Origin of the sequence: Mucilaginibacter psychrotolerans (assembly GCF_004519315.1) — a bacterium.
Taxonomy (GTDB): Bacteria; Bacteroidota; Bacteroidia; order Sphingobacteriales; family Sphingobacteriaceae; genus Mucilaginibacter; species Mucilaginibacter psychrotolerans.
In genome coordinates this window covers 290,614-314,950 of record NZ_SOZE01000003.1, presented here as the reverse complement: position 1 = coordinate 314,950, position 24,337 = coordinate 290,614, and the positions used below count along the sequence as shown (strand labels likewise).

General features: G+C 46.5%; 18 protein-coding genes. 13 read left to right on the top strand and 5 right to left on the bottom strand.

The genetic code is table 11. From position 1 onward, the window contains the following. Nucleotides 1-23: 23 nt before the first annotated feature. Complete coding sequence (locus E2R66_RS05270; protein ID WP_133227375.1) at nt 24-521, bottom strand: NADH-quinone oxidoreductase subunit C; 498 nt, start codon at nt 519-521, stop codon at nt 24-26. Further along, nucleotides 518-1,165 carry a pyridoxamine 5'-phosphate oxidase gene (gene pdxH / locus E2R66_RS05265; protein ID WP_133227373.1) on the bottom strand — a complete coding sequence of 216 codons (648 nt, stop codon included), beginning with the start codon at nt 1,163-1,165 and terminating at the stop codon, nt 518-520. The genes E2R66_RS05270 and pdxH overlap by 4 nt, the downstream gene beginning before the upstream one ends. Before the next feature lie 163 nt (nt 1,166-1,328). Between pdxH and E2R66_RS05260 the strand changes: the two genes are divergently transcribed. The 4 genes from E2R66_RS05260 to E2R66_RS05245 all read left to right on the top strand — a co-directional run bounded on the left by E2R66_RS05260 (nt 1,329) and on the right by E2R66_RS05245 (nt 6,459). Further along, nucleotides 1,329-1,838 carry a YqgE/AlgH family protein gene (locus E2R66_RS05260; RefSeq protein ID WP_240049234.1) on the top strand — a complete coding sequence of 170 codons (510 nt, stop codon included), beginning with the start codon at nt 1,329-1,331 and terminating at the stop codon, nt 1,836-1,838. 165 nt (nt 1,839-2,003) lie between these two features. Continuing rightward, nucleotides 2,004-4,319 carry a family 20 glycosylhydrolase gene (locus E2R66_RS05255; protein ID WP_133227369.1) on the top strand — a complete coding sequence of 772 codons (2,316 nt, stop codon included), beginning with the start codon at nt 2,004-2,006 and terminating at the stop codon, nt 4,317-4,319. A gap of 15 nt (nt 4,320-4,334) precedes the next feature. Beyond that, nucleotides 4,335-5,072 (top strand): hypothetical protein, encoded by a 738-nt coding sequence (locus E2R66_RS05250; protein ID WP_133227367.1) that lies wholly within the window; start codon nt 4,335-4,337, stop codon nt 5,070-5,072. Between the two features lie 382 nt (nt 5,073-5,454). Beyond that, nucleotides 5,455-6,459, top strand: a complete 1,005-nt coding sequence (locus tag E2R66_RS05245; RefSeq protein ID WP_133227365.1) for an SDR family oxidoreductase — start codon at nt 5,455-5,457, stop codon at nt 6,457-6,459. A gap of 74 nt (nt 6,460-6,533) precedes the next feature. Here the strand turns inward: E2R66_RS05245 and E2R66_RS05240 are convergent, their stop codons facing one another. Continuing rightward, the gene (locus E2R66_RS05240; protein WP_133227363.1) at nt 6,534-8,093 is read right to left on the bottom strand and encodes a M20/M25/M40 family metallo-hydrolase; all 1,560 of its coding nucleotides are present in this window, start codon (nt 8,091-8,093) and stop codon (nt 6,534-6,536) included. Between the two features lie 412 nt (nt 8,094-8,505). Here E2R66_RS05240 and E2R66_RS05235 point away from each other — a divergent pair, with 412 nt between their 5' ends. From E2R66_RS05235 to E2R66_RS29095, 9 genes are all read left to right on the top strand, one after another. After that, nucleotides 8,506-8,916: a cytochrome c maturation protein CcmE domain-containing protein gene (locus tag E2R66_RS05235; RefSeq protein ID WP_133227361.1), complete on the top strand. Its 411-nt coding sequence runs from the start codon at nt 8,506-8,508 to the stop codon at nt 8,914-8,916. 9 nt (nt 8,917-8,925) lie between these two features. Further along, the gene (gene ccsA / locus E2R66_RS05230; protein WP_133227359.1) at nt 8,926-11,418 is read left to right on the top strand and encodes a cytochrome c biogenesis protein CcsA; all 2,493 of its coding nucleotides are present in this window, start codon (nt 8,926-8,928) and stop codon (nt 11,416-11,418) included. A 4-nt stretch (nt 11,419-11,422) separates the two neighbouring features. Beyond that, nucleotides 11,423-12,118, top strand: coding sequence for a phytanoyl-CoA dioxygenase family protein (locus E2R66_RS05225; protein ID WP_133227357.1), 696 nt, complete (start codon nt 11,423-11,425; stop codon nt 12,116-12,118). Nucleotides 12,119-12,232: 114 nt separating this feature from the next. After that, nucleotides 12,233-13,651, top strand: a complete 1,419-nt coding sequence (locus tag E2R66_RS05220; protein WP_133227355.1) for a PAS domain S-box protein — start codon at nt 12,233-12,235, stop codon at nt 13,649-13,651. A gap of 83 nt (nt 13,652-13,734) precedes the next feature. Beyond that, the gene (locus tag E2R66_RS05215; RefSeq protein ID WP_133227353.1) at nt 13,735-14,973 is read left to right on the top strand and encodes a cation:proton antiporter; all 1,239 of its coding nucleotides are present in this window, start codon (nt 13,735-13,737) and stop codon (nt 14,971-14,973) included. Between the two features lie 123 nt (nt 14,974-15,096). Further along, nucleotides 15,097-16,419 carry a hypothetical protein gene (locus E2R66_RS05210; RefSeq protein WP_204985866.1) on the top strand — a complete coding sequence of 441 codons (1,323 nt, stop codon included), beginning with the start codon at nt 15,097-15,099 and terminating at the stop codon, nt 16,417-16,419. 276 nt (nt 16,420-16,695) lie between these two features. Continuing rightward, a complete protein-coding gene (mutS, locus tag E2R66_RS05205) occupies nt 16,696-19,272 on the top strand; it encodes a DNA mismatch repair protein MutS (RefSeq protein ID WP_192901946.1) in 2,577 nt (858 codons plus the stop codon). Nucleotides 19,273-19,621: 349 nt separating this feature from the next. Continuing rightward, complete coding sequence (locus E2R66_RS05200; RefSeq protein WP_133227349.1) at nt 19,622-20,209, top strand: C40 family peptidase; 588 nt, start codon at nt 19,622-19,624, stop codon at nt 20,207-20,209. Nucleotides 20,210-20,306: 97 nt separating this feature from the next. Beyond that, nucleotides 20,307-20,432 carry a hypothetical protein gene (locus E2R66_RS29095; RefSeq protein WP_262710289.1) on the top strand — a complete coding sequence of 42 codons (126 nt, stop codon included), beginning with the start codon at nt 20,307-20,309 and terminating at the stop codon, nt 20,430-20,432. On the opposite strand, the gene E2R66_RS05195 is transcribed toward E2R66_RS29095, so the two are convergent. Next, nucleotides 20,433-22,349 carry a DUF3857 domain-containing protein gene (locus E2R66_RS05195; RefSeq protein WP_133227347.1) on the bottom strand — a complete coding sequence of 639 codons (1,917 nt, stop codon included), beginning with the start codon at nt 22,347-22,349 and terminating at the stop codon, nt 20,433-20,435. Next, on the bottom strand, nt 22,350-24,320 hold the full coding sequence (locus E2R66_RS05190; protein WP_133227345.1) for a DUF3857 domain-containing protein: 1,971 nt from the start codon (nt 24,318-24,320) through the stop codon (nt 22,350-22,352). Nucleotides 24,321-24,337 lie beyond the last annotated feature (17 nt).

The window sequence follows — 24,337 nt, the reverse complement described above, 5'->3', positions numbered from 1 at the left end:
GGTGGTTAAACTTCCGAAATCATTTAATCTATCTTTATCCCTTTATAGTACTCTGCGTTAGCGTAGTCTTTCCGTAACGGAAAGCCTTCCCAATCATCGGGCATTAGCAATCTGCGCAAATCGGGGTGGCCCTCGAAATAGATGCCCAGCATATCGTAAGCCTCTCGTTCGTGCCAATCGGCGGCGCGGTAAACAGATGTAATGCTGGGAAAGGAGGGAAGCTCCTCCAAATTTCGGTCATTTGCCTTGCTTATCTTTAATACCAGCTTCAAATTGTAGGGGATAGACGATAAATGGTAAACCACGCCAAAACGGCCAGCTTCAACACCATAGTCAACCCCACTTAGGCAGCTTAAAAAGTCGAAGTAAGTACCCGGATTATTGCGTAATTCCAGGCAAACGTCGGCAATGCGATCAGCATCAATCAACAGTGCGGGCTGCATGCCTGTTCGCTCTTCGCCGGTTACGATGCCTTCGCCAAATTTCTCCGTAAGCAATGATTTGATCTCGTCGATGGTCATGGCGCCAGGCGTACTATCTTCCAGGTTTTGTTGTCGGTTTTTTTGAAAACTATTCTATCGTGCAGGCGGCTACCACGGCCCTGCCAAAACTCTATCATGCGGGGGCGCAAAACATATCCACCCCAGAAAGCTGGCTTAGGAATCTCTTTATCGGCATATTCGGCTTCCAGTTCGGCCATTTTTTGCTCTAATACCTCGCGGCTTTCAATTTCCTGGCTCTGCGGCGAGGCTATTGCACCAAGCTGGCTTCCCTTAGGGCGCGAGTGGAAATATTTTTCGGAGTAGTTACGGTCGAGTTTTTCTATAGTACCCTCTACGCGTACCTGGCGCTCCAAATCACCCCAAAAAAAAGTAAGCGCGCCTAATGGGTTCTTGCTTATCTCTTTACCTTTGCGACTAAGGTAGTTAGTGTAAAATTTAAACCCGTCGTCGCTGAAGCCTTTCAAAAGCACTATTCGTGCGGAGGGGCGTCCATCGGTAGTTGCGGTAGCAAGTGTCATGGCGTTGGGCTCATGTACTTTTGCGTTAATTGCGTCGTTAAACCATTTGTCAAACTGGCGCATTGGGTTAGCATCTACATCGGTTTCGCTTAGCGAGGCCGCACTGTAATCCTGCCTTAAGCTCTGTATATCTTGTTCGTTCATTATCGCAAACTTACAAATTAATTATACCGTACATATTGTTATAGTGGGCATTTTAAGTGATATTGAACATAATTTTACATTTGGCGTTATAACAACATAAATTACATCCATGCTTAGTCCAACACCGGCTGCCACTGGGCGCTTGCTTTTATCAGAACCCTTTATGCCCGATCCCAACTTCAAGCGGTCGGTTATTATTCTTACCGAGTATTCGGAGGCCGGGGCAATGGGCTTTATCCTTAACCACGAAACCGAATATTTATTGGGCGATATCCTACCTGATGTATCTTACTCAGAAATACCCGTGTACACGGGCGGGCCGGTATCGCCGGATACGTTGCATTATATACATCGCTGCCCCGAAAAAATAACAGACGGCATCGAGATTGCCGAAGGTATTTTTTGGGGAGGCGACTTCCAAAAAATAAAGGAACTGATAACCACCTATCAGCTAAACGAATCCGAAATACGGTTTTTTACCGGCTACAGCGGCTGGACGCCAGGGCAACTGGATAATGAACTGCGCGAAGATGCCTGGATAGTAGCAGATAAATACGAGGCCAACACAATCTTTGGCAACAGCCAGGATAATCTCTGGAAAAAAACAGTCATCAGTCTCGGGCAGCGTTTTGCGCACATAGCCAACTTCCCCGAGAACCCGGCGTTGAATTAGTATGTTGGTGAATGGTGAGTAGAGAACGGTGAGTGGTTGCCTAAATTATGGCTTTTTTGCTACGCTGCTGGACTTTTAATCGGTGAAATCACAAAAAAAACCATCGGTGAAATCGTAAAAAACACTAAATTCACCACCTTGTAATCACCCTGGTTAATTTAGTCTATGTTTAAAAAGATTCCCTCACTGCTTTTTACGTTCTTCATTGTTGCCACCACTTTCGTACACGCACAGGATGCCGACCCCAATATGGGCATCATCCCCGCACCGGTTTCTGTTAAAAAATCCGGAGGCGAGTTTATCCTCAGCCAGGAAACTAAAATACAGGCAGATACGCCGGATAATAAAGCCGTTGTATTCTTCTCCCGGTTTTTGGCCAACAATATGGCCTATAACAAACAGGTGGGCACCCGTAATACTGCTGCCGGCTCAAACGTGATATATCTTACTTCTACAGGTACCGACGGATTACCGGCCGAAGGTTACCGCTTAACCATTACCCCTCAGCAAATTACCGTAGCCGGCAAAGGCGCAGGTTTATTTTACGGCATACAAACGCTGATGCAATTGATGCCTCTTGAGCGCGCCGCAACCGCAAAGCTGCCTTGCGCTACTATAGAAGATTACCCACGCTTCGGTTATCGTGGGGTGATGCTGGATGTGAGCCGCCACTTTTTTTCGGTGGAGATGGTGAAACGATACATCGACCTGATGGCGGGCTACAAGCTCAATACTTTTCACTGGCACCTTACCGACGACCAGGGCTGGCGCATCGAAATAAAAAAATACCCCCGCCTTACCCAGGTGGCCAGTGTGCGCGCACAAACCGTAATAGGTAACTACCGCGACCGTACCCCGCAACAATTTGATAACACCCCTCACGGTGGTTTTTATACGCAGGACCAAATTCGCGACGTGATCAAATACGCAGCCGACCGCTATATTACCATATTGCCCGAAATTGAAATGCCGGGTCATGCGCAGGCTGCATTAGCGGCTTTCCCCGAGTTGAGCTGCGATCCCACCCTGGATTATAAAGTGGCCGAAACCTGGGGAGTGTTCAACAATATCTACTGCCCTTCTGAAAAAACGTTCCATTTTTTAGAGGATGTGCTTACGGAAGTGATCGACTTGTTCCCGAGCAAATACATCCACATTGGTGGCGATGAAGCACCAAAGACCGTTTGGAAAAACTCCAAATTTTGCCAGGACCTGATCAAAAAACTTAAGCTTAAGGACGAGCACGGTTTGCAGAGTTACTTTATCCAACGGATGGAGAAATTTGTGAACAGCAAAGGGCGCAGCATCATCGGCTGGGATGAGATACTGGAGGGCGGACTCGCACCTAATGCCACGGTGATGAGCTGGAGGGGCGAGGAGGGCGGTATAGCCGCCGCCCAGCAAAATCACGATGTGATTATGACCCCCGGCAGCCAGGGTTTATACATAGACCATGGACAAGGTAAAATGAACCAGGAACCTTTGAGTATTGGTGGCAATGAGCCGCTATCAAAAATTTACAGCTATAATCCAACTCCTGCGGTTTTAACACCTGCGCAACAGGCACGCATTAAAGGCGTGCAAGCTAATTTGTGGACGGAGTATATCACTACCGACAAAAAGGTAGAGTTTATGCTGCTGCCCAGGATGCTAGCCCTATCAGAAATTGCATGGTCGCCCCTGGCCAATAAAAACTTTAAGGATTTTGCTGAGACACGCTTACCCGGCCACCTGGCCTGGTTGGATAAGTCCGGATACGAGTTTCATGTGCCTACCGCTATTGGTGCTGTGGACACGACGATTATCGGTACACAATTGACTGTCGACCTGAAATCGCCGGTACGGGGCGCAACCATATATTACACCATAGATGGCTATACCCCGCGCGAAACGGAAATGGTATTTACCAAACCCGTCACTTACCAGGTACCGATAGACCAATACCGCGAACTACAAACCATCGTGGTAACCCCATCCGGCAAACGCAGCCCTATAACACGCATGGTGGTTTACAACAAGGCCCCGCTAGCGGCAATAGATTTTACGGGTACCAATACGGGCATGAAATACCAGGCATCGCAGGGCACCTATGTAAACACTACGCAGATAAACCCTACGGCAGTGATAGATACGGGCATTGCCAAAAGCTTCCAGGTAGCTAATGCTGCGTTTAAAAAGGCTTTCGGCAAATATGGCGTGGTGTACACTGGTTATTTAAAGGCTGATGCCGATGGTACCTATGGCTTTTCCACGCAATCGTACAATGGCTCGATGCTTTACATAGATGATTTGCCAATAGTGGATAACGACGGCCGCAAAGGTAACAACGAAACAACGGGCTACGTGCCTTTACTGAAAGGCTTCCACAAGATTACGGTAAAATATGTAGATGCCTACACATCTAACAGCATGCTGCGTATTTACATGACATTGCCCGGCAAGCCAAAAGGAGAAGTTTCACCCGATATGCTTTACAATTAATTGGAGGATAGCAAGATGAATGCAAGAATTTATGTTTACGCGGCATCGGTTTGTATCCTAATAGCCGCCTGCGGCAACGATTCAAAGCCGCCATCTGTTGCTGTTTCAACGCCAGCAACGCCTGCGCTTACAGAACCATTCAGGTACCATAAAGCGATTGAAGTATCGCCGGGCCAAACATTCGATGTGTTAAGTTGGGGCAGGGGGGCAAAAATGGACGGGTCTTTTATGATACTGCACTCCGATTCTGCCGGGGTGAAATTCACCACCACCACGGGCGACCTGGACGGCGCTATATCAGATGTGTACAATTCTGATATGGATACCGATGGCAACCCCGAAATACTGATACAGGCCAGGGATAAAGATACGGTGAACTACGCCAAGATCTACGCCTTTGAATTCAACAACAACAACGCTAACAAACTGGATTTCCCCAAGCTTACAGGCTCGCAAAAAAAAGGCTACCGAGGTAATGATAACTTTTATATTAAAGAAGGTTTGCTGATACGCGAGTTTCCCATTTACAGTAGCAACGACAGCCTGGCCAAGCCAACAGGCGCTAAACGCGTACTACAATATGGGCTACGCAACAATAGTTTCTCGGTACAGCAATTAAGCAAAGATTCTGTTTCGTTAGCGGATAAGGCAGCTGCGGCTGCCGCAGTGAATAAAAAAAAGACCACTGCCGATAAACCTGTTAAAAAGAAAAAAGCAGAAACTAAAAAGAAACGGAGAAGAAGGAGAGGATAGCATGAAGCTTGCTTAAGCATATTTAAGTTCTATCAAAACTTCCGCAATTCATGCGTGTATGATAGGATTGCCCTGTGCTTCGCAAGAGCATGTAAAAAAGTAATTTTCCACCGGAAAAAACTAAGCTATAAATCCCGGATAATTCAGCGTTGAAAAATGGATTTGTTTTAGATCTATTATGTTTTTTGCAAACAGGCTAACTATTGTGCACGATTCTTTTTTCGCTGGTTTTGTTTTTTTGAATACAATTTTCATATTTGAAATTAAGCTAAAGCCATGCCAAAGTTTCAATAAATTCGTAATTATTAAAAATATATAGTTTTAAGAAATAATTTCAAACCAATTTTCTAGTCTCGAGTTATCTCTAACAAAGAAAAAACTCATGGAAAAGGACAATACAATAAGCCGCCGCCAAGTTATCGGCGGATTAGGCGCCGGGCTTGCGGCTGTTGCCGTAGCGCCGGTTGTTGATGCAACCGCATCTGATAAGCATAATTACGCCGTTCAAAAACTGGAGGACCCCGCTTCAAAATATCCAAAACCACCTTTTAAAAGTCAGTCGCAACCTTGGCCCGGGTTGGCCGGTAAAATGGAGCCACAGCCTGATCATGGCGAGAAAAGTTATAAGGGCAGCGGGCGTTTAATGGGCCGCAAAGCACTGATAACCGGCGGCGATTCGGGTATGGGGCGTGCCGCAGCTATAGCTTATGCCCGAGAGGGGGCCGATGTGGCCATTAACTATTTGCCCGCCGAAGAGCAGGATGCCAAAGAAGTGATTGCCTTAATAAAGGCAGAAGGACGTAAAGCAGTTGCCATTCCCGGCGATCTGCGCGATGAGGCTTTTTGCAAGAAACTGGTAGATGAAGCGGTGCGACAACTTGGCGGATTGGATATTTTAGTGAACAATGCGGCGCGCCAGCAGGCACACGAATCGATTATGGATATTACCAGCGAGAATTTCGACTGGACGATGAAAACTAATATCTACGCGCCTTTTTGGACGATAAAAGCCGCTCTTCCATATTTGCAGCCGGGTTCGGTAATCATCGCCACAACTTCTGAGCAGGCCTATGACCCAACGCCCGATCTGTACGATTACGCGCAAACAAAAGCGGCTACCATGAACTATGTGAAATCACTGGCCAAGCAATTCGGACCCAAAGGAATTCGGGTAAACGGTGTAGCACCCGGCCCTATCTGGACACCATTACAGGTAAGTGGTGGTGCAAGCCAGGAAAAATTGATGAAATTTGGAAGCCAAACGGTGTTTGGCAGGCCAGGTCAGCCTGTAGAACTTGCCTCAATATACGTACAGTTGGCGGCCAACGATGGCAGTTTTGCAACCGGGCAAATTTACGGCTCATCAGGGGGAGCAGGGCAACCGTAAAGGCCTCCATTCTCTTCATTAACATCGTCATTGCTGAGTTGCTCAACAATGACGATGTTACCAATGTGTGAATTTTAGAACCCCTCAAACGCAAACGTTTCTTTTACGATAGCTTTGCGAGGCAGCAAATCAGGTTTTATGCTGGCCTGGTAAACAAACGAAGCGACGATGATGGCGGCCTGTTTTAGGTCGGCTAACTGCAGGTGGTCGTAGCTATCCATGTTGCTGTGATGGGTGCGGGTTTCGTAATCTATGGGGTCCTGTATAAACTGGAAGCCCGGGATGCCCGCCCAATCGAACGACAGGTGATCTGTTGAGCCGGTGTTTTTTAGCGATACGGTGTTAGCACCTAAATCTTTGAACGGAGCCAACCATTGCTCAAATATGGGTTTGATAGCTATATTACCCTGGGCATAGATTCCCCTGATTTTACCGGTGCCATTATCCAGGTTAAAATAGGCCGATACTTTCGATTGCTCGGATTTTAGTTTGCCGTCGGTATCCATAAAATGGTTCTTTACATAACCGTAACTTCCATAAAGGCCCTGTTCCTCGCCGCCCCATAAGGCTATGCGGATGGTGCGTTTAGGCTTAATACCCAATGAATCTAACAAACGCACGGCCTCCATCATTACAATGCAGCCCGCAGCGTTATCGGTCGCGCCTGTGGCAGCGGTCCAGGAGTCGAGGTGTCCGCCCAGCATCACCAGCTGTGCTTTTAGCTTAGGGTCAGTTCCCGGTATTTCTGCTACAACGTTGTAGCCTTTAGTATCGGCGGTAGATAAGGTTGCTTTTATATTCAGTGCGAGTTCTACGGGCTGGCCACCATCTATCAGGCGTTTTATTTTTTGCCCGTCTTCTACCGATATGTTTAATGTGGGCAGGTTTTCCGGGTCGGTTGCTTTGAAACCGCCGTTTGCCTGTACAAATACGGTACCATTGATATTCTGGGGCCCGGTGCTGATAACGGCAATCGCGCCCGAGTTTTTCAGCAAGGCATCTACCCTCGCTATCAACTTAACATACGTTCCCAAATACATTTCTATCATCTTACGCTCCACCATATACGTATCGCTGGTGTGGGCTAACGCACTGTCGGTAAGCCTTTCTGCCGAGGGTTTGAAATTGCCCGAAGTGTTTATTTTGCTGCCATGTACCAATATAAATTTGCCTTTATAATCGGCCAGGTGTTGTTTGATGTAAACTGTATCCATCATTTTCCCACCGGGCAACAGTACTACCTGCGCCTGTTGCAAGCCATTGGTAGATGGGCTCCAGGGGTTGGGGTATGCCATGATGGGCTGCATATAAGGCAATTTCATGCTGATGCTGAAGTCTTGCAGGTCCCATTGCTTACCAAACTCGCCCCAGGGTTCCATTTTGGCATTTACCAGGCCCCATTTTTTCATGGTTTCGATTGCCCAGGTTGCAGCTCGCTGATACCCCGGCGAATTGGTGAGGCGCGGCCCCGCAACATCGGTAAGGTAATGCGCAATTTGTTCGATATGCGAGTTACTGAGTTCCGCTTTCCTGATCTTATTGAATGTAGCGGTGTCTACAGACTCCTGGGCATGGGCAGTGGTCACAGTAAAAAAGCAGGCTACAAGCAACAGTTTGATGCTAAGTTTCTTCATGATGTAAGTTTGAGTTGTGCCGGTGAAAATAAGCATAAAAAATTGCAGATGAGTGCAACAGATGTGCCGCTTGCCACTAATATTTTTCGTGTTTGAATAGCTGGGTAGCCACATGAAATTTCGATTTTAGCATAGTGCCGGATTTGTACGAACTCGATTCTAAAAAATTAAAGGGATTTTCGAAATTTTAAACATACACTTGAAATTTGCATTGCCCTCTAACCTCTAACCTCTAACCTCTAACCTCTAACCTTTTTAACCCTTCCAAACCTTCCAACCCTTTTAACCTTTTCCAACCTTTTCAACCAAAGCCAATCAATAATAATTCTAAATAACATATATCCCTTGTAACAAACATTATTAGCTTATCGTTTTGTATTTTTGCAAACCCGTTTATCCCACAACTATAAACATGAAGAAAAGTTCGATTTTTGGCCTCGTTGTTATTGCTATCGCTATTGCGGTTATTATAAGCGTGTACTCAAACACAAGTACTTACGGCTCCTTTACGGAAGCCCGCCAAACCGAAAGCGAATTGCATGTAGTAGGCAAACTGAATAAACAGAAAGTGCTGTATTACGACGCAACCAAGGATGCCAACTATTTTTCTTTTTACATGCAGGACGATAAAGGCAGCGAGTGCAAGGTAGTATTTACCGGCACCAAGCCCGAAGACTTCGAGAAATCGGAACAGATAGTGCTTACCGGCAAAATGATAGGCAACGAGTTTCACGCCTCCAATATCCTGATGAAGTGCCCCTCAAAATACACGCAGAATAAGTTAGAAACACAGGAATTTAAGGCTAAACCAGCCAGCATATAAGCAATTTTAATGGATACAGTATTTAAAGGTGAGCACCTTTTGCCGGGCCACATTGGCCAGTTCTTTCTCGTCCTCGCTTTCGGAGCCGCGCTTTTATCGTTTATCAGCTATTTTTTCGCCACTACAGATGATGCCGGCAAACCAGCCAGCAGTTGGCAAACCCTTGGCCGCATAGGTTATTACTTAAACGCCATATCGGTCTTAGGTATTGGGGCATGCCTTTTCTATATTATCTACAATCATTATTTTGAGTATCATTACGTTTGGGCATATACTTCTAAAACGTTGCCCGTTCAATACATCATCTCTGCCTTTTGGAACGGGCAGGAGGGGGGCTTTATGCTCTGGATATTCTGGCAGGCGTTGATAGGCCTGGTATTGATTTGGAAAGCCGGTAACTGGGAGCGCCCCGTGATGACGGTGGTTGCGCTATCACAGGCAGTATTGGCTTCCATGGTGCTTGGGATAAACTTTTTAGGTATTCATTTGGGTAGCTCGCCGTTTTTGCTGCTACGCGACTTTATGTCCGAAGCACCGATCTTTAAAAACCCCGAGTACCTTAATTTTATAAAAGACGGACAAGGCATGGTGCCTTCACTGCAGAATTACTGGATGGTAATACACCCGCCAACCCTGTTCTTAGGTTTTGCGGCCATGGTTACACCTTTTGCTTATGCTGTTGCTGGCCTTTGGCAGAAAAAATATAAAGAGTGGATTCAACCCGCGTTGCCACATGCGCTGTTTGCCTGTATGATACTGGGTACTGGCGTAGTGATGGGTTCCTTCTGGGCCTATGAATCGTTGAATTTTGGTGGCTTTTGGGCATGGGACCCGGTAGAGAATGCATCTATCTTCCCATGGATTACCATGGTTGCAGCCGTGCACGTGCTTATCGTTTTTAAAAATACCGGGCACTCGTACTTTACGGCTACTTTTTTGGTGCTCATCAGCTTTGTGCTCGTGTGGTATTCATCATTCCTTAACCGCAGCGGTATTCTAGGCGAAACTTCGGTACACTCCTTTACCGATCTGGGGATGTTTTGGCAATTGGTTACTGGCATCCTTGTGTTTTTGGTAATGTCGGTATGGCTGCTGGTAAGCCGCTGGAAAGCATTGCCTATTACCAAAAAAGACGAAGAAACTTATTCGCGCGAGTTCTGGATGTTCGTTGGAGCGGTATTCCTCGGCTTATCATGTTTCCACCTTATTGTGGTAACTTCTATTCCCGTTTGGAATGCCATGTTCGGCTTAAAGATCGCGCCTCCTGCTGATAAGGCAAGGCTGTTGCACTACAATATCATCCAATCGTGCTTTGTCTTCGTAATAGTTATCCTTACAGCCTTTACGCAATTCCTCAAATATAAAAAGACTGATGTTACCCGTTTTTTCATCACTACGCTGGTCTATTTGGTTTTTGCTGCACTTATAGCGGCGCTTATAACCTACGCCACCGGGTTGTACAAGCTCAATTACGTATTTGTGCTGTTGATGTGGGGTTCGGTTTACTCGGTAATAGCTAACGGTAAAATACTTGCCGATGCATTCAAAGGCAAGTTTAAACTGGCTGGCTCTGCTGTGGCGCATATCGGTTTCGGTTTACTGCTCATTGGTGCCCTTATCTCTGCGGGTACCAGTACTGTAATCTCCATTAACAATACCGGTGAAAGCTATTCTGCTGATTTTGCCAAAACCGAAAACCCGCGCGAGAATATATTGGTGTACCGTAACGAACCGCAAAAAATGGGTGATTATACGGTGACCTATCTGGGCGATTCGCTGGCCTTACCTGATCACTTTTACAAAGTAAACTATCGCAAAGTAGATGCTAATGGCAAGGTAGATGAAGATTTTACCCTATTGCCAAAGGTGCAGGTAAATAAAGGCGCGTTAGCTTCGTCGCCGGATACCCGTCACTATTTGTTGCATGATCTGTATACGCATATCACCATGACCAACTCTGCCAGTACCGCGGAGGAAAAAGGCAATGGAGCCGATGGCGATCAACCGGCAGACGACAGCAAGGAATATGATGCTCCTGTTCCGCATGAAATTTCGATAGGCGACACGATACCTTTCCGCGAAGGCTATATGGTTTTGCGCAAACTGGATAAAGCCGCCAAACTGGAAAATATCCCTATGGACAATGTACTGGCATCGGTAGGTGCCGAGCTGGATGTGGTTACCCATGGCCAAACCTACCACGCTAAGCCGGTTTTTATCCTGCAGAAAGATGGCCACGTTTTCTTTTTCCCCAAGAAACTGGAAGAGGCCGGACTGAAGCTGGAATTTACCAAAATAATGCCGACAAAGGATAAGGTAGAGATAACCGTTTACCAACAGCCCGAAAGCGCCAAGAAATATATCGTAATGCGTGCCATCAAATTCCCGTATATTAATTTCTTCTGGGCAGGTAGTGTGATTATGGTTATTGGTTTCTTGTTATCGATTTTCAGGAGGAACAAAGAATTGAAGCCCGAGCCTGCGAAGGTAAAAGCAAAATAAAGCCATGGATTTTTCCGTAGATGGTTTTACTATTGTAGAGGAAATCTATAGTGAGAAAGAGATTGCGGCTATAGAATATGCAATTGACCGGGCCAATAGCGATAGAAGCACGTTCCGCAAAACAGCGGGGTTGTTCGCAATAAGGCAGTTCCTGAAGGAAATACCGGCCGTTGCACCACTGATATTTACCGGAAGGCTAAAAAACTTAATAACCACTTGCTTCGGCAATGATTACTTCGTAGTAAAATCTATCTATTTTGATAAGCCCGAGTTATCTAACTGGTTTGTGGCCTGGCATCAGGATTTAACCATCTCGGTAGATAAAAAACTGGATATCTCCGGCTATGGGCCATGGACGGTTAAGCACGAGCAATTTGCGGTACAGCCTCCGTTGGAGATATTAGCAGATAATTTCACCATCCGCATACATCTCGACGACGCTGATGAAGGCAACGGAGCCCTCAAGGTTGTGCCTGGATCTCATCTGAGGGGTATTTGCCGCCCCGATACCATCGATTGGGACAGCCAAACCGCAGTAAGCTGCGATGTGAAAGCGGGCGGGGTTATGGTTATGCGACCGTTGTTGATGCATGCCTCGGGTCGTACCACCAACAGTAAGCCGCGCAAGGTAATTCACATCGAATTTAGCAGGGCGAAGCTAGCGGACGGCCTTTCATGGTCAGAGTCACAGTCCTTTTAGTTCAGTCCCCTAACTTCTATTTCCTCCTATTGTATTATTCAGCATAATTATTGCTAATTTTATATAGTCACCGTTTCGTTGCTCTTATTAGGAGTCTGTTAAGCTTATACCAGTATGGAAAAAAAGGCGGAATTGCTCAACATATTGAACCAGCTTCAAAAAAGCGAGGAGAAGTATCGCCAGCTTATAGAGCAAGCTTCAGATGCCATATATATTCTTAATTATAACGGCAACTTTACCGATGTGAACCAAAGCATGTGCAGCATGACCGGCTACACACGCGACGAATTGCTGCAAATGACCATTACGCAGCTGATTGATCCTGAACAATTAAAAATTGATCCGATAAAATATGTCCCGCCATCTGCACCAGAAACTTCTACGGTACGTGAACGCCGGTTCGCGCACAAAAGTGGTCGGTTGTTTGATGTAGAAGTGAACGTGAAGACGTTTCCTAATGACAGGGTAATGGTGATAGCCCGCGATATCACGGTCCGCAAAGCTATGGAGGCCGACCTGATAAACGCCGAGTTGAAGTTCCGTACCATTGCCGACCGCTCAATGGTGGGCATATATATTGTACAGGAAGGGGAATTCGTTTATGTGAACCCACGTTTCGCCGAAGTGTTCGGCTACACGCCGGAAGAACTCATAGGCAAACACCCCAGCAGTTTGGTTATACATCCCAATCATCGCAACGAGGTGGATGAAAGCATTCGCGCGCGCCTTAGCGGCGAAGTGGAAAGCGTACATTACGAAACGGTTGGGCAGCGCAAAGATGGCAGCAGCAACTGGATAGAGTTTTATGGTAGCCGGGTAATGATGAGTGGCGTACCCTCTATTATTGGTACCATGCTGGATATTACCGAACGGAAGCAGGCCGAGGAGCAGATACTGAAAGAAAAGGAATCGTTACTGCGGTCTGAAGCAAACCTGCAAACCATTATCAACAATACCGATACCGCCTACGCGTTGCTGGATGCCCAGTTGAATATAGTAGAATACAACAACATGGCGCTGCGATACGCCCAAAAGGAATTCAACTACGACCCTGCTTTAGGCACCGATCTTTTTTCGCAGATACCTGCCGATCGTATGGCAAAATTCAGAGAGTATGTTAGCCGGGTGTTGGGTGGTTCGCCGGTGAGTTATGAGGTAAGTTACCCTGGCGGCGCAGGCAATAGCCCGATTTGGTACCATGTGCGGATGTTCCCCATTGCAGGCCGCGATCAGCAGATATTGGGGCTGGTGTTTGCCGCATCCGATATATCAGACCGTAAGCGGGCCGATTACCACCTGCAGCAGGCCTACCGCAATATTCAGTACCATGTAGAAAGTATAAAAGACATGGCCTGGAAGCAATCGCATCTTATCCGCAGTCCGCTTGCTAACCTCAAAGCACTGGTTGATATACTGCGTGCCGATCCTACCGATCAATTAGCCCTCGATTATCTCTCCAGCGAACTGGAACGCCTGGATACTGTTATCATAGATATGAGCAAGGATGCCACCGAACGTACCATTTATAATTAACAGCGACACCGAACACCTCTTCCAGCGATGTTTGCCCGATTGTAAGGGCATTTCCGCAAAAAAATGGGTAAATTGCCCATGATATGAGCACACAGGAGATACTGACCATTACCATTGTACTTACGGCCCTGTTTGCCTATATTAATCATCGGTTTATCAAATGGCCGCCAACCATAGGTATTATGGTCCTTTCGCTGCTGTGTTCTATGCTGCTGGCGGCTTTTGGCAATACCAATTCGGTTTTGGCTGCAAAAGCCCTTCAACTGGCGTCATCGGTAGATTTTCAGGATGTGCTGATGAATTTTATGCTCAGTTTTATGTTGTTTGCCGGGGCAATACATATAGATGCTGCAAGGCTAAAAAAGGAACGCTGGCCCATTATTTTGCTGGCCACTTGTGGTACCCTCATTTCTACATTTTTGGTAGGGGGGATGGTGTATGGGCTGTTACCGCTATTTTCCATCAATATCCCCTTTATCTACTGCCTGCTGTTCGGTGCGTTGATTTCGCCTACCGATCCGATAGCCGTGCTCGCCATATTGAAAGAAGCCAAAATACCGGCATCGCTCGAATTAAAAATTTCCGGCGAGTCGCTTTTTAACGATGGGGTGGCAGTGGTGGTATTCATCAGCATCGCTGAGGTTGCCAAATCGGGCGACTTTTCGTTGGTTTCTGTTGGTGGATTATTTTTGCAGGAGGCCGTTGGGGGCTTGCTTTTTGGCGCGCTATTAGGATACTTTGGCTACTGGGCACTTAAATCCATAGACGATTACAAGGTGGAAGTGCTGATAACCCTGGCTATTGTTGCAGGCGGGTATTTTGTTGCAGGATACCTACACATTTCGGGACCATTGGCCATGGTGGTTGCGGGCATCATTACAGGCAACAAGGTGAAACGCGAGGGGATGTCTGACGTAAGCCGGGATTATCTGGATAAGTTTTGGGAACTGATAGATGAGATATTGAACGCCGTATTGTTTTTGCTGATGGGGCTGGAGATGCTGGTGATAAAGGTGAACCCAATATTGCTTTTAATTGGTGGCATTATAATAGTGATAGTACTATTGGCACGGTGGATATCTGTAGCTATACCTGTATCATTAATGAAGTACCGCATCAAATTTGAGAAAAATGCGGTGCTTATACTTACCTGGGGAGGCTTACGCGGAGGGCTTTCTGTGGCGATGGCGCTATCGCTTGGGAACAATATGTACCGTGATGAATTTGTATTGATCACCTATATTGTGGTGGTGTTTTCCATCTTTATACAGGGACTTACGATTGGCAAGGTGGCGAAAAGGCTGCAAAGCAAAACAGTATAGAAAAATACGGTTCCGCAGTATAATTTTACAAAAAGATAAGTACTAAACGTAAAACCAGCGTATATTGCCTTAATTACGCCGCACACGTTTTGGCGTGTAACCAATTAGCAACCCAAAGCCCATATGATGTTTAAAAGAATTAGCCTGCTCGCTGGCAGTGCCTTGATATGCCTGGCATTTGCTTTTTCATACCAACAACCCAATGTTTCTGATAAAGCCACAACGGGTACGCCAACAGTTAAGCTCACACCGGTAGAAAGGTTTGTATTTAAATCCTTTGTAGATTGCAATTTGTCGGAAGTTTGGGTGGGCGACAAATTTACCATTTTCCCCGGAAAATACGGTGAAGACCCGGTTTGGGGGCCATCTAACAATTTAAAATATGCATCGGGTACAACAGTAGATGAGGTGATCGCTACGCCTGAAGCGGGATTTACGGTTCCTAAACTGCCACCAAATGTCGCCCCTGGTAAGCCGGGTCTGCATGGCGCTATTTGGTTTGAATCGATACATCAGGATGCGGGCGACAAATCGGGCAATACGCTTTATGCCTTGTATCATAACGAGAATTATCCGGCAACCTTGCCTTACAATGCCAAAACGCATAAAGGTTACAAGAACCAGAAATGGCCCGAAGGGCTGCGTGGCTCCGAAACAGCCTCTGCGGTTTGCCGTATAGGTATTATGCGCTCTACAGATGGCGGCAAAAGCTGGGTCAACCGCGGTATATTCTTGGAGGATGAGCAGCCCCGTATGATATTGAAGCCTAACAACACGGCAATAAACTTTGCCGGCGGCACCGGCGATCCATCAGCTATAGCCAATGGCAAATACCTTTATTTGTTTTATGGCGAATATGGTTACCCGGCTACTTATACGGCATCCGCTTACAACCCAAAAAAAGAGTGGAGCGGCCAGTGCATCAGCATAGCCCGCATCTTGCTAAGCGATTTAAATAGCCCTGAAGGCAAGGCAAAGCGCTGGGATGGCAAGGGTTTTAACGCACCTTACAACGGGGTGGGTAAGCCTGTGGCATCCTTACAAATATCGCAATCAGCAGGTGGCGGCCCGGCATCATCACCAACGGCTAAGTATTACTGGGGGCCATCGGTAAGCTGGAATGTTTACCACAACTGCTGGGTAATGACGATGGCCAAAGCCGAAGGTCCCTCATGGAAAGGAAGCAGCGTGTACGTTTCGTTTAATAAGAATCGCAATTTGGGTGAGGGCAACAATTCGCAACAGTGGAGCAAGCCGCAACTGCTGGCCAGCAAACCCGGGCATACCATTTGGTATCCATCCTTACAGCCAATAAGTACCGAAGCAAATAGCGTTAACAAACTTTCTTCTATACGCACATCTCAATTTGCCAGGTTGTTTTATAAGGATAATGATAACGACAAGAACGATTATGTGTCGGAGTATTTGGTGGAATTTGTGAAGTGAGGTAGGGCACGAGCGGCGGTATGGGGCATCGAAAAACTGCAGCAAAATTGTGAGCGGGTTGTTAAACCATATTGTAATGACGATAAACGCCATCAACTAACCTTCCAACTTTAAACCTTCCAACTTTAAACCTTCCAACTTTTCAACGTCGCCCACTTAACTAACATCCCTGCAACTTTTCCACAATGGCTTTAATGCAGAAGCAATGGATTAAATTAGCAGATTATTAAAAGCAGCGACTTGGCCAAGACTACCGAAACCAAAGAAACCCCTTTAATGCAGCAGTATAATGCCATAAAGGCAAAGTACCCGGGTGCCTTGCTGTTGTTCCGCGTTGGCGATTTTTATGAAACCTTTGGCGAGGATGCCATCAAAGCCGCCGGTATTTTGGGCATCACGCTCACCCGACGCGGCAATGGCGCGGCAACCTTTATAGAGCTGGCTGGCTTTCCGCACCACTCGCTGGATACCTACTTGCCCAAGCTGGTACGGGCCGGGCAGCGCGTTGCCATATGCGACCAGCTGGAAGACCCTAAGACTACCAAGACTATTGTAAAACGGGGCGTTACCGAACTGGTTACGCCGGGCGTTGCCACCAGCGATAATATCCTGCAGCAAAAAAGCAATAACTACCTGGCTTCGCTGTATTTCGAGAAGAACAGCATCGGCATTTCACTCATCGATATCTCCACCGGCGAGTTCCTGACGGCGCAGGGTAATACCGGCTACATAGATAAGCTGCTGCAAAGCTATGCGCCAAGCGAAGTGATATTCCCCAAAAGCCGGCAGCATGATTTTAAGGACAATTACGGCGACCGTTTTTACACCTACACCCTTGATGAGTGGCCATACAGCGGCGATTACGCACAGGAAACCCTGCTGAAACACTTCGGCGTAAAATCGCTGAAAGGTTTCGGCATAGATAAACTGAACCTGGGCATTATAGCCGCCGGCGTTGCACTGCACTACCTTAACGAAACCGAGCACCGCAACCTGCAGCACATCAGCGCAATAGGCAGGATAGAAGAAGACCGTTACCTATGGCTCGACAGGTTCAGCATACGCAACCTGGAACTGGTTGGATCGGCCAACGAGAACGCCCTTACGCTGGTTGATGTGCTGGATCATACCTGCTCGCCCATGGGCGCACGTTTGCTGCGCCGCTGGATAGTGATGCCGCTAAAGGAGATAAAGCCCATTAACGACCGACTGGGCGTGGTGGAATATTTTATAGCCCGGCAGGAGCTGCGCGAAACGTTGCAGCAATACATCCGCCAGATAGGCGATTTGGAGCGACTGATCAGCAAGATAGGTTTGCAAAAGGCCAATCCGCGCGAGGTAAGCCAGCTGAAGAGGGCCTTGCTGGCCATAGCCGACATTAAAAAGATAGCAGAAATGGCCGATAGTGCCCCGTTGCGTGCCATTGGCGAACAGTTGAACCCCTGCGCCACCATCTGCGAGAAGATAGCCCACGAACTGCACCCCGAGCCACCGGTGATGATTGTAAAGGGATCGGTAATAAACGATGGCATCAACGAGGAACTGGACCGTTTGCGTAAAATCGCGTTCGGGGGTAAGGGCTACCTGCTGGAGATACAAAAACGCGAGGCAGAGGCTACCGGCATACCATCGCTAAAGGTATCGTTCAACAACGTATTTGGCTACTACCTGGAAGTTACCCACAGCCACCGCGAAAAGGTACCCACCGAGTGGATACGCAAGCAAACGCTGGTAAATGCCGAACGGTACATTACGCCTGAGCTTAAGGAATATGAAGAGCAGATATTAGGGGCTGAAGAGAAAATTCTGGCTTTGGAGACGCGCCTGTACAACGATTTGCTGTATGCACTGGCCGAGTACATCAAGCCCATACAACTCAACGCGCAACTGATTGCCCGGCTGGACGTACTGCTTAACTTCGCTGATATATCTATCAGGAACTATTACGTAAAGCCTGTTGTTACCGATAGCCGCGTGCTGGATATTAAAGGCGGCCGACACCCGGTGATAGAAAAGAACCTGCCGCTTGGCGAGGAGTACATTACCAACGATGTGTACCTTGATTCGGATTCGCAGCAGATCATCATCATTACCGGCCCCAACATGGCGGGTAAATCGGCTTTGCTGAGGCAAACCGGTCTTATCGTCCTGATGGCACAGATGGGCTGTTTCGTGCCGGCCAAAGCGGCAGCCATAGGTTTGGTAGATAAGATATTTACGAGGGTAGGTGCATCAGACAATCTTTCGTCCGGCGAATCAACTTTTATGGTGGAGATGAACGAGACGGCCAGCATCCTCAATAACCTCAGCGACCGAAGCCTGATTTTGCTGGATGAGATTGGCCGTGGAACTTCTACTTATGATGGTATTTCGATAGCCTGGTCGATAGCAGAATACCTGCATAATCAAACCACGGCTCGCGCCAAAACCCTTTTCGCCACGCACTATCACGAACTGAACGAACTAAGCAACAGTTTCAATCGCATCAAGAATTTCAATGTTTCGGTAAAGGAGGTTGGGCAGCAGATCATCTTCCTGCGTAAGCTGGTGCCGGGCGGCAGCGAGCACAGCTTTGGTATACACGTAGCCAAGTTGGCCGGCATGCCGCAAAAAGTATTAAGCCGCGCCCACGAGATATTGAAGAAACTGGAGAACGAGCGTACCGGGGGCGAGCATATCAAAGAAAGCATCCGCAAGGTACAGAAACAGGCCGTACAGATGCAGATGTTCTCGATAGACGACCCTGTACTGGTGAAAATACGCGATACCCTCAACAACCTCGATGTAAACACCTTAACCCCCGTAGAAGCCCTGATGAAACTGGATGAGATACAGCGGGTAATAAAAGGGTGATAGATGTGCAGATTTCAGATGTGCAGATATGCAGATGAATAGGGTAGGTGTGCAGATCTTTTTTTGTTAAAATAAGTCAATTCTTTTTTCATCTGCACATCTGTAATTTGCACATCAATATCGTTTACTTAAGCTATTTCGAAGTGCGCCATAGGTGCAAAAGGTCGGTAGCTAATCGATAATCAGCTACTCGCATGCCATAGGTATGCTACATCGCCAGTGTTGTACCTACGGCACAAAGGTGGTTTTTGCTTGTTTGCTACCGACATTTGGCCCCGATGGGGCCGGGGCTTCCTTAAGTCAACGACATTGATTTGCCCATCTGAAATCAGGAGTTTATCTTTATCACATGTTCTTAAAACGCTATACCAATTTAGCTTTTATTTTTGTCGCCGCTATACTGTTGACTTCTTGCCACTCGCGTAAATTGACCGTGCGTAATAATAACGGCCCTTTGCGCCGCGGCCCTTATGTAATGGTAAAGCCGGATAAGGAAATTGCGGATAAATATGCTACCATGATGGGGGTTAAGCGCAACGATATCCAAAACGGAAGGCTCTACAGTTTTATAGAAGAATGGATGGGTACGCCTTATCGTTTCGGTGGGCTGGATAAAAGTGGGATAGATTGCTCGGGCCTGGTGTACCTGCTGCAGCAACAGGTTTATGATATGCCCGTGCCACGTACCTGTGCTTTACAAGTAAACAACATTAAACGTAAATACGAGGAAGAACTGAAAGAAGGCGACCTGGTATTCTTCGATTTCGACGGGAAGCAGTTTAGCCATGTGGGTGTTTACCTGCAAAACGGTTATATCGTACATGCCAGTACCCGCCGCGGGGTGGTAGTGGTACGGCTACACGATAACGGCATCTATCAGTATTTCTCCCGAGCCGGCTCGATTTCAGATCCTTTGCTCACCGCCCCCGGGAACTAATCCAATTGCTTAATTGCTTTACGGCGAAGGGGGAACAGCCACAGGTTTCTTCTTGCTTTATAACTATGGCTACAGAAAAATTGTATATTTTTGCAGCATGATGCAAAAACCAAAACAGGACTATTCTTTCTGGACTAAATATAAGCGTTTTGCAAGTACCGAAATTATGCTCTACGTTATTATGATCGTTGGCATTATACTCGGTATCATTATCTTCAGCTAATTAACTTTTCACCAGGCTTATGTTGAAATTATCAGCATCGGCTACTTTTTGGTAAAACTCTACCAGCTCGACATATAGATCTTTGCTGTAGGTGCCTTCTTTTAACTGGATACGCCGCGTAAAAACTAATTCGCCTGCCTTGATGGAAGTCGTCATGGTAAAGCGACCGAATGGTTTATCTATGATGACATTATCCGGTTTAAACTCGGGTTTATAGCTGGCAGGCAGTTTATAGGTTATTTCGTCCTCGTCGGTATAGCCCCGGTTAATGTATAGCGGGGTTACACGGTTGCGTACATCTTTGGGTGCACGGCCGCTGCGGTTAAGCGGGTTGAGCGAGAAATAAAGCTTGCCGTTATCTGCCGTGGCAAAATCGCGTGCGTTTATCTTCAAATCTTCGGTAATAGATGGCAGTATGGCTTTATCCTGCTTAAAGCTGTAGTTTTCGATCTCAAGATTATTAATAGCCGGATAAAATTTCGGAAACAATTTCAGCTGCTCGGCGGGCGGTTCATCAAGCATGTCTTCGCGGTTATCGTATTGTGTACCTTTAAAAACGGTGCTAACATTGCCGGTAAGCAAGCCTTTATCATCAATGGTAAAAGAGGCCTTTCGGGCTTGCAGATTTATAGGCGATGCATAGCTGGTGGTGTGCATCAGCTTGCCGCCCTGCGGGGTGCAAGCCAAAACGTTTCGGTCGTCGGTAAAATCGCTCAGGAAACCGAAAGGAATCTTTTGGCTGGTACATTCTAAGAATGTAGTATCGTTTTTGAAAGGGAGGCATAAAATGATGTGGTTACCCTGGCCCATACTCGGGAAATCGGGCATCAGGTTTACTTTTTCGCTACCAGCTTGTACAACGCAATACCACGAATCTATCCCCACTGCACTAAGCAAGGCCTGTGTGTAATTCACCAACGCTTTGCAATCTCCATAGCTTGTGCGGTCTACGTCAGCGGCTAAAAACGGTTGATAACCGCCTATACCTACCTGTACGCTGATGTAACGTGTTTTAGATTGCATGTACTCATATATTTTTTTTGCCTTCAGCTTGGGGTCGGTAATGTTGGCAGTAAGCTGCTTTACGAATTCTATGGTAGGGGTGGGCAGGGCTCTTCGGCTGGCCAGTAATTTATCATAAGTCCACTGGCCCAGTTCTTTCCAATTACTGAAGCTACCGCTGATGCCTTCGTATTTAAAATCCTGAGGCGCAATTTTTACCATGCTCAGGTATTCCTCTTCGTTGGGGCTGTAGGGCTCGTATCGGAAAGCCTTGATGCCGCTCACCTGCCAGGTATAGGTTTTTAGCCCATCTTTAGTACTGCCGATGGCCACTTTTGCAGGCAGGTTTATCTCTTTATACCTTATTTTGAACGATGGGCTGCATGCGAAGGTAAACGTGCTTTTTTCCACCGCCATCCCCGATGAGGAATTAGGCTGCCAATCATCAAAATTAAGGGATTGTTTGGAGCGTTGCTCGTACTCGTATTCTATGGTGTAAGGATAGGCCCCGATAGAAGGTATGAAATGCTTCACCCGCGAATCATCAAATAAGGAATAACTGGCCGTAGCGCTTTGGTCAACAAAATCTTTTTCGCTGAATTTGCTTATCAGCTTGCCGAATTCGTTGTACGTAACGCCCTTCACGCTGCGAATAGGGTTGTTTTTGTTGTACCATAAAACAATGCGGGCAATGTCGTCGCCGTTTTTGTTGAGTACGGTTACGGCCTTTTTAATATGGTAAACGGTATTATCGTCGTCTTTTACCTCAATATTCACTTCCTCGTTACGCACCACAGTGCTGGCATAAGGCAGCAGATTTTTGGGAATGAGGCTTACATCATAATTTTGCTGCGATTGGGCCTGCGAAGCGGTTGCCAGCATCAACAATAAAAGCACCGAACAGATTAGTTTCATTTATTTCTTTTTAAACACAATTTCGCCCTTTTCGGTGGCTATCACTTTGTTGAACAATTCTTTTAAGTATGGGTATTCTTCTGGTTCGTATATCGTTTTGGTCAGTTGCAATACGTTAGAAAACGTGAAGTTATTCCCCTCGCCGGTAAAACTGGTAATGAATTTGCCGCCTTTGTTGGGTAAGCTAACAGCTATACCCTGCGGCGCGCTATCAATGACATAGTCGGCTGGTAGGTGCATATTTAGGATGAAGCGATCGTCTGACGACATGCCCATATCTACCGGATAGTTCCGGTCCTCCAACTTAAAAGGGTTGATCGTGATCCTGTCAAAAAAGAAAGGGTTGAAGTTGAGTTTGTTATGGTTCAAATTGTCGAAAGCATCAATCTCAACTTCATATTTTTCGGTTAAGGGCATATCCAGGCTGTCTACATTACTGATTGCCGAAGTTAGGATCTTTGTTTTTACCAGCTTGTCGTCTAAATTCTCCACGTACTCATCTAATGTATTGAATTTCTTTATTGCTTTCCGTCTGTCGTAAGCCTCGTAGCCAAAATAGTAAGTAGTAATAGAGCCTTTTAATTTGCCGTTACTTTGCAGGGTGAGGTCGTAATTACTGGTTTGGGCCTTGCGCTGGCTGGCAACAAGGTCTATCCAGTAGCTGGGCTTATCCAGGCTCATTACCCTACCCTGGTCGTTAAGGCACCTAAGCGGCAACATATCGAAAGATAGTAGCGGGTCTGATGCATCGAGTAGGTAGCTTTTACCGCCTATGTTTGCTTTTGCCACCACATAATCAAAATCGTCTACAACCGGGTATAGCTTGTTTACCAGGCCATTGCGACGGGTACTTAACAATACAGCCTCTGCGTTGATGCCCGCTGTACCCAGTGCGGTTACCAAAGTGAGGTTGATGTCGCCAACGGTGCCGGTATGGCTATCAAGCGCTTTGCGTATATTCTCGCTACTTATAGAGGTAAAATTATTCCATTTGATGGTCTTTTGGATAAATGTAAACACGGCTTTGGCTTTTTCCAACTCATCAGTTTTGCCGGCTATTACGGGCAATATATAGGGCTTTAGCTGGTCTTTCTTTTTTAGCTGCACGCCAAAGTGGTCCCATTTTTTCATTTCGAAGTCAACATCTTTCCACTCTTTTGTAAACTTTGTTTTTACGCCGGTATCGAAATTTGTCCACTCAGATAGTTCGAAATAAACTGCCGACATAAAATTCTTCGGTGCAGTCATGTTATCCTCTTCTATAAACGCCGGTATATCTGCCATCTGGAACGTCATGTGCGAGCAATCGGCCTTGGCACCGTGGCGGGTAAAACATTCTCTTTCAATCTCGGCCGTATTTTTGGTGAGCTTGTATGGTCCCCTCAACGAGATGTTGAAGTTCCAGAAACCAGGGATGTGAACTTCGTACAAAGAATTCAGCTTGGGTATATCGTCCTGAAACTTCCAGGTTGGTATAATCCATTCGCTAGAGGTAAATTCGTATTTATACTCAATAACGCAGCCGGGTTTAAGGTTAGGCATAGTAAACTTTAGTGTTTTCCAGTACTTGTTTTCGTTGGTGCTAAAAGCGGCTTTGTTTCCCAGTTCCGTGGTTTGCAGGTTACCGTTTTCGTCGGTATAGGTGGTGTAGCCTTTAACTTCGCCCACTTCCTCGTCACCATTTTTTAAAATCCGTAAGGGAATTTCTACCGTACCTTTATCAAAACCTTTGGTGTTGATAATCTTTATCTTAACATGATAGTTGTAAACAACCTTCAGCTTCTCATCACTGCCAATAAGTATCTGCGAATTCCCATATTCATTTAAAACAACAGCGCGGGCAGCAGTGTCTTTAACGTATTTTTTCATGTCCATTTCATGCGGACTTACATCGCCATAGGTAAAGTCCTGGCTGCGGGTAAGGGTGCTTATCAATGATAAAGAGAACAGTAGTAGCAGGATTTTTTTCATGCAGGTTTAAGTTAATT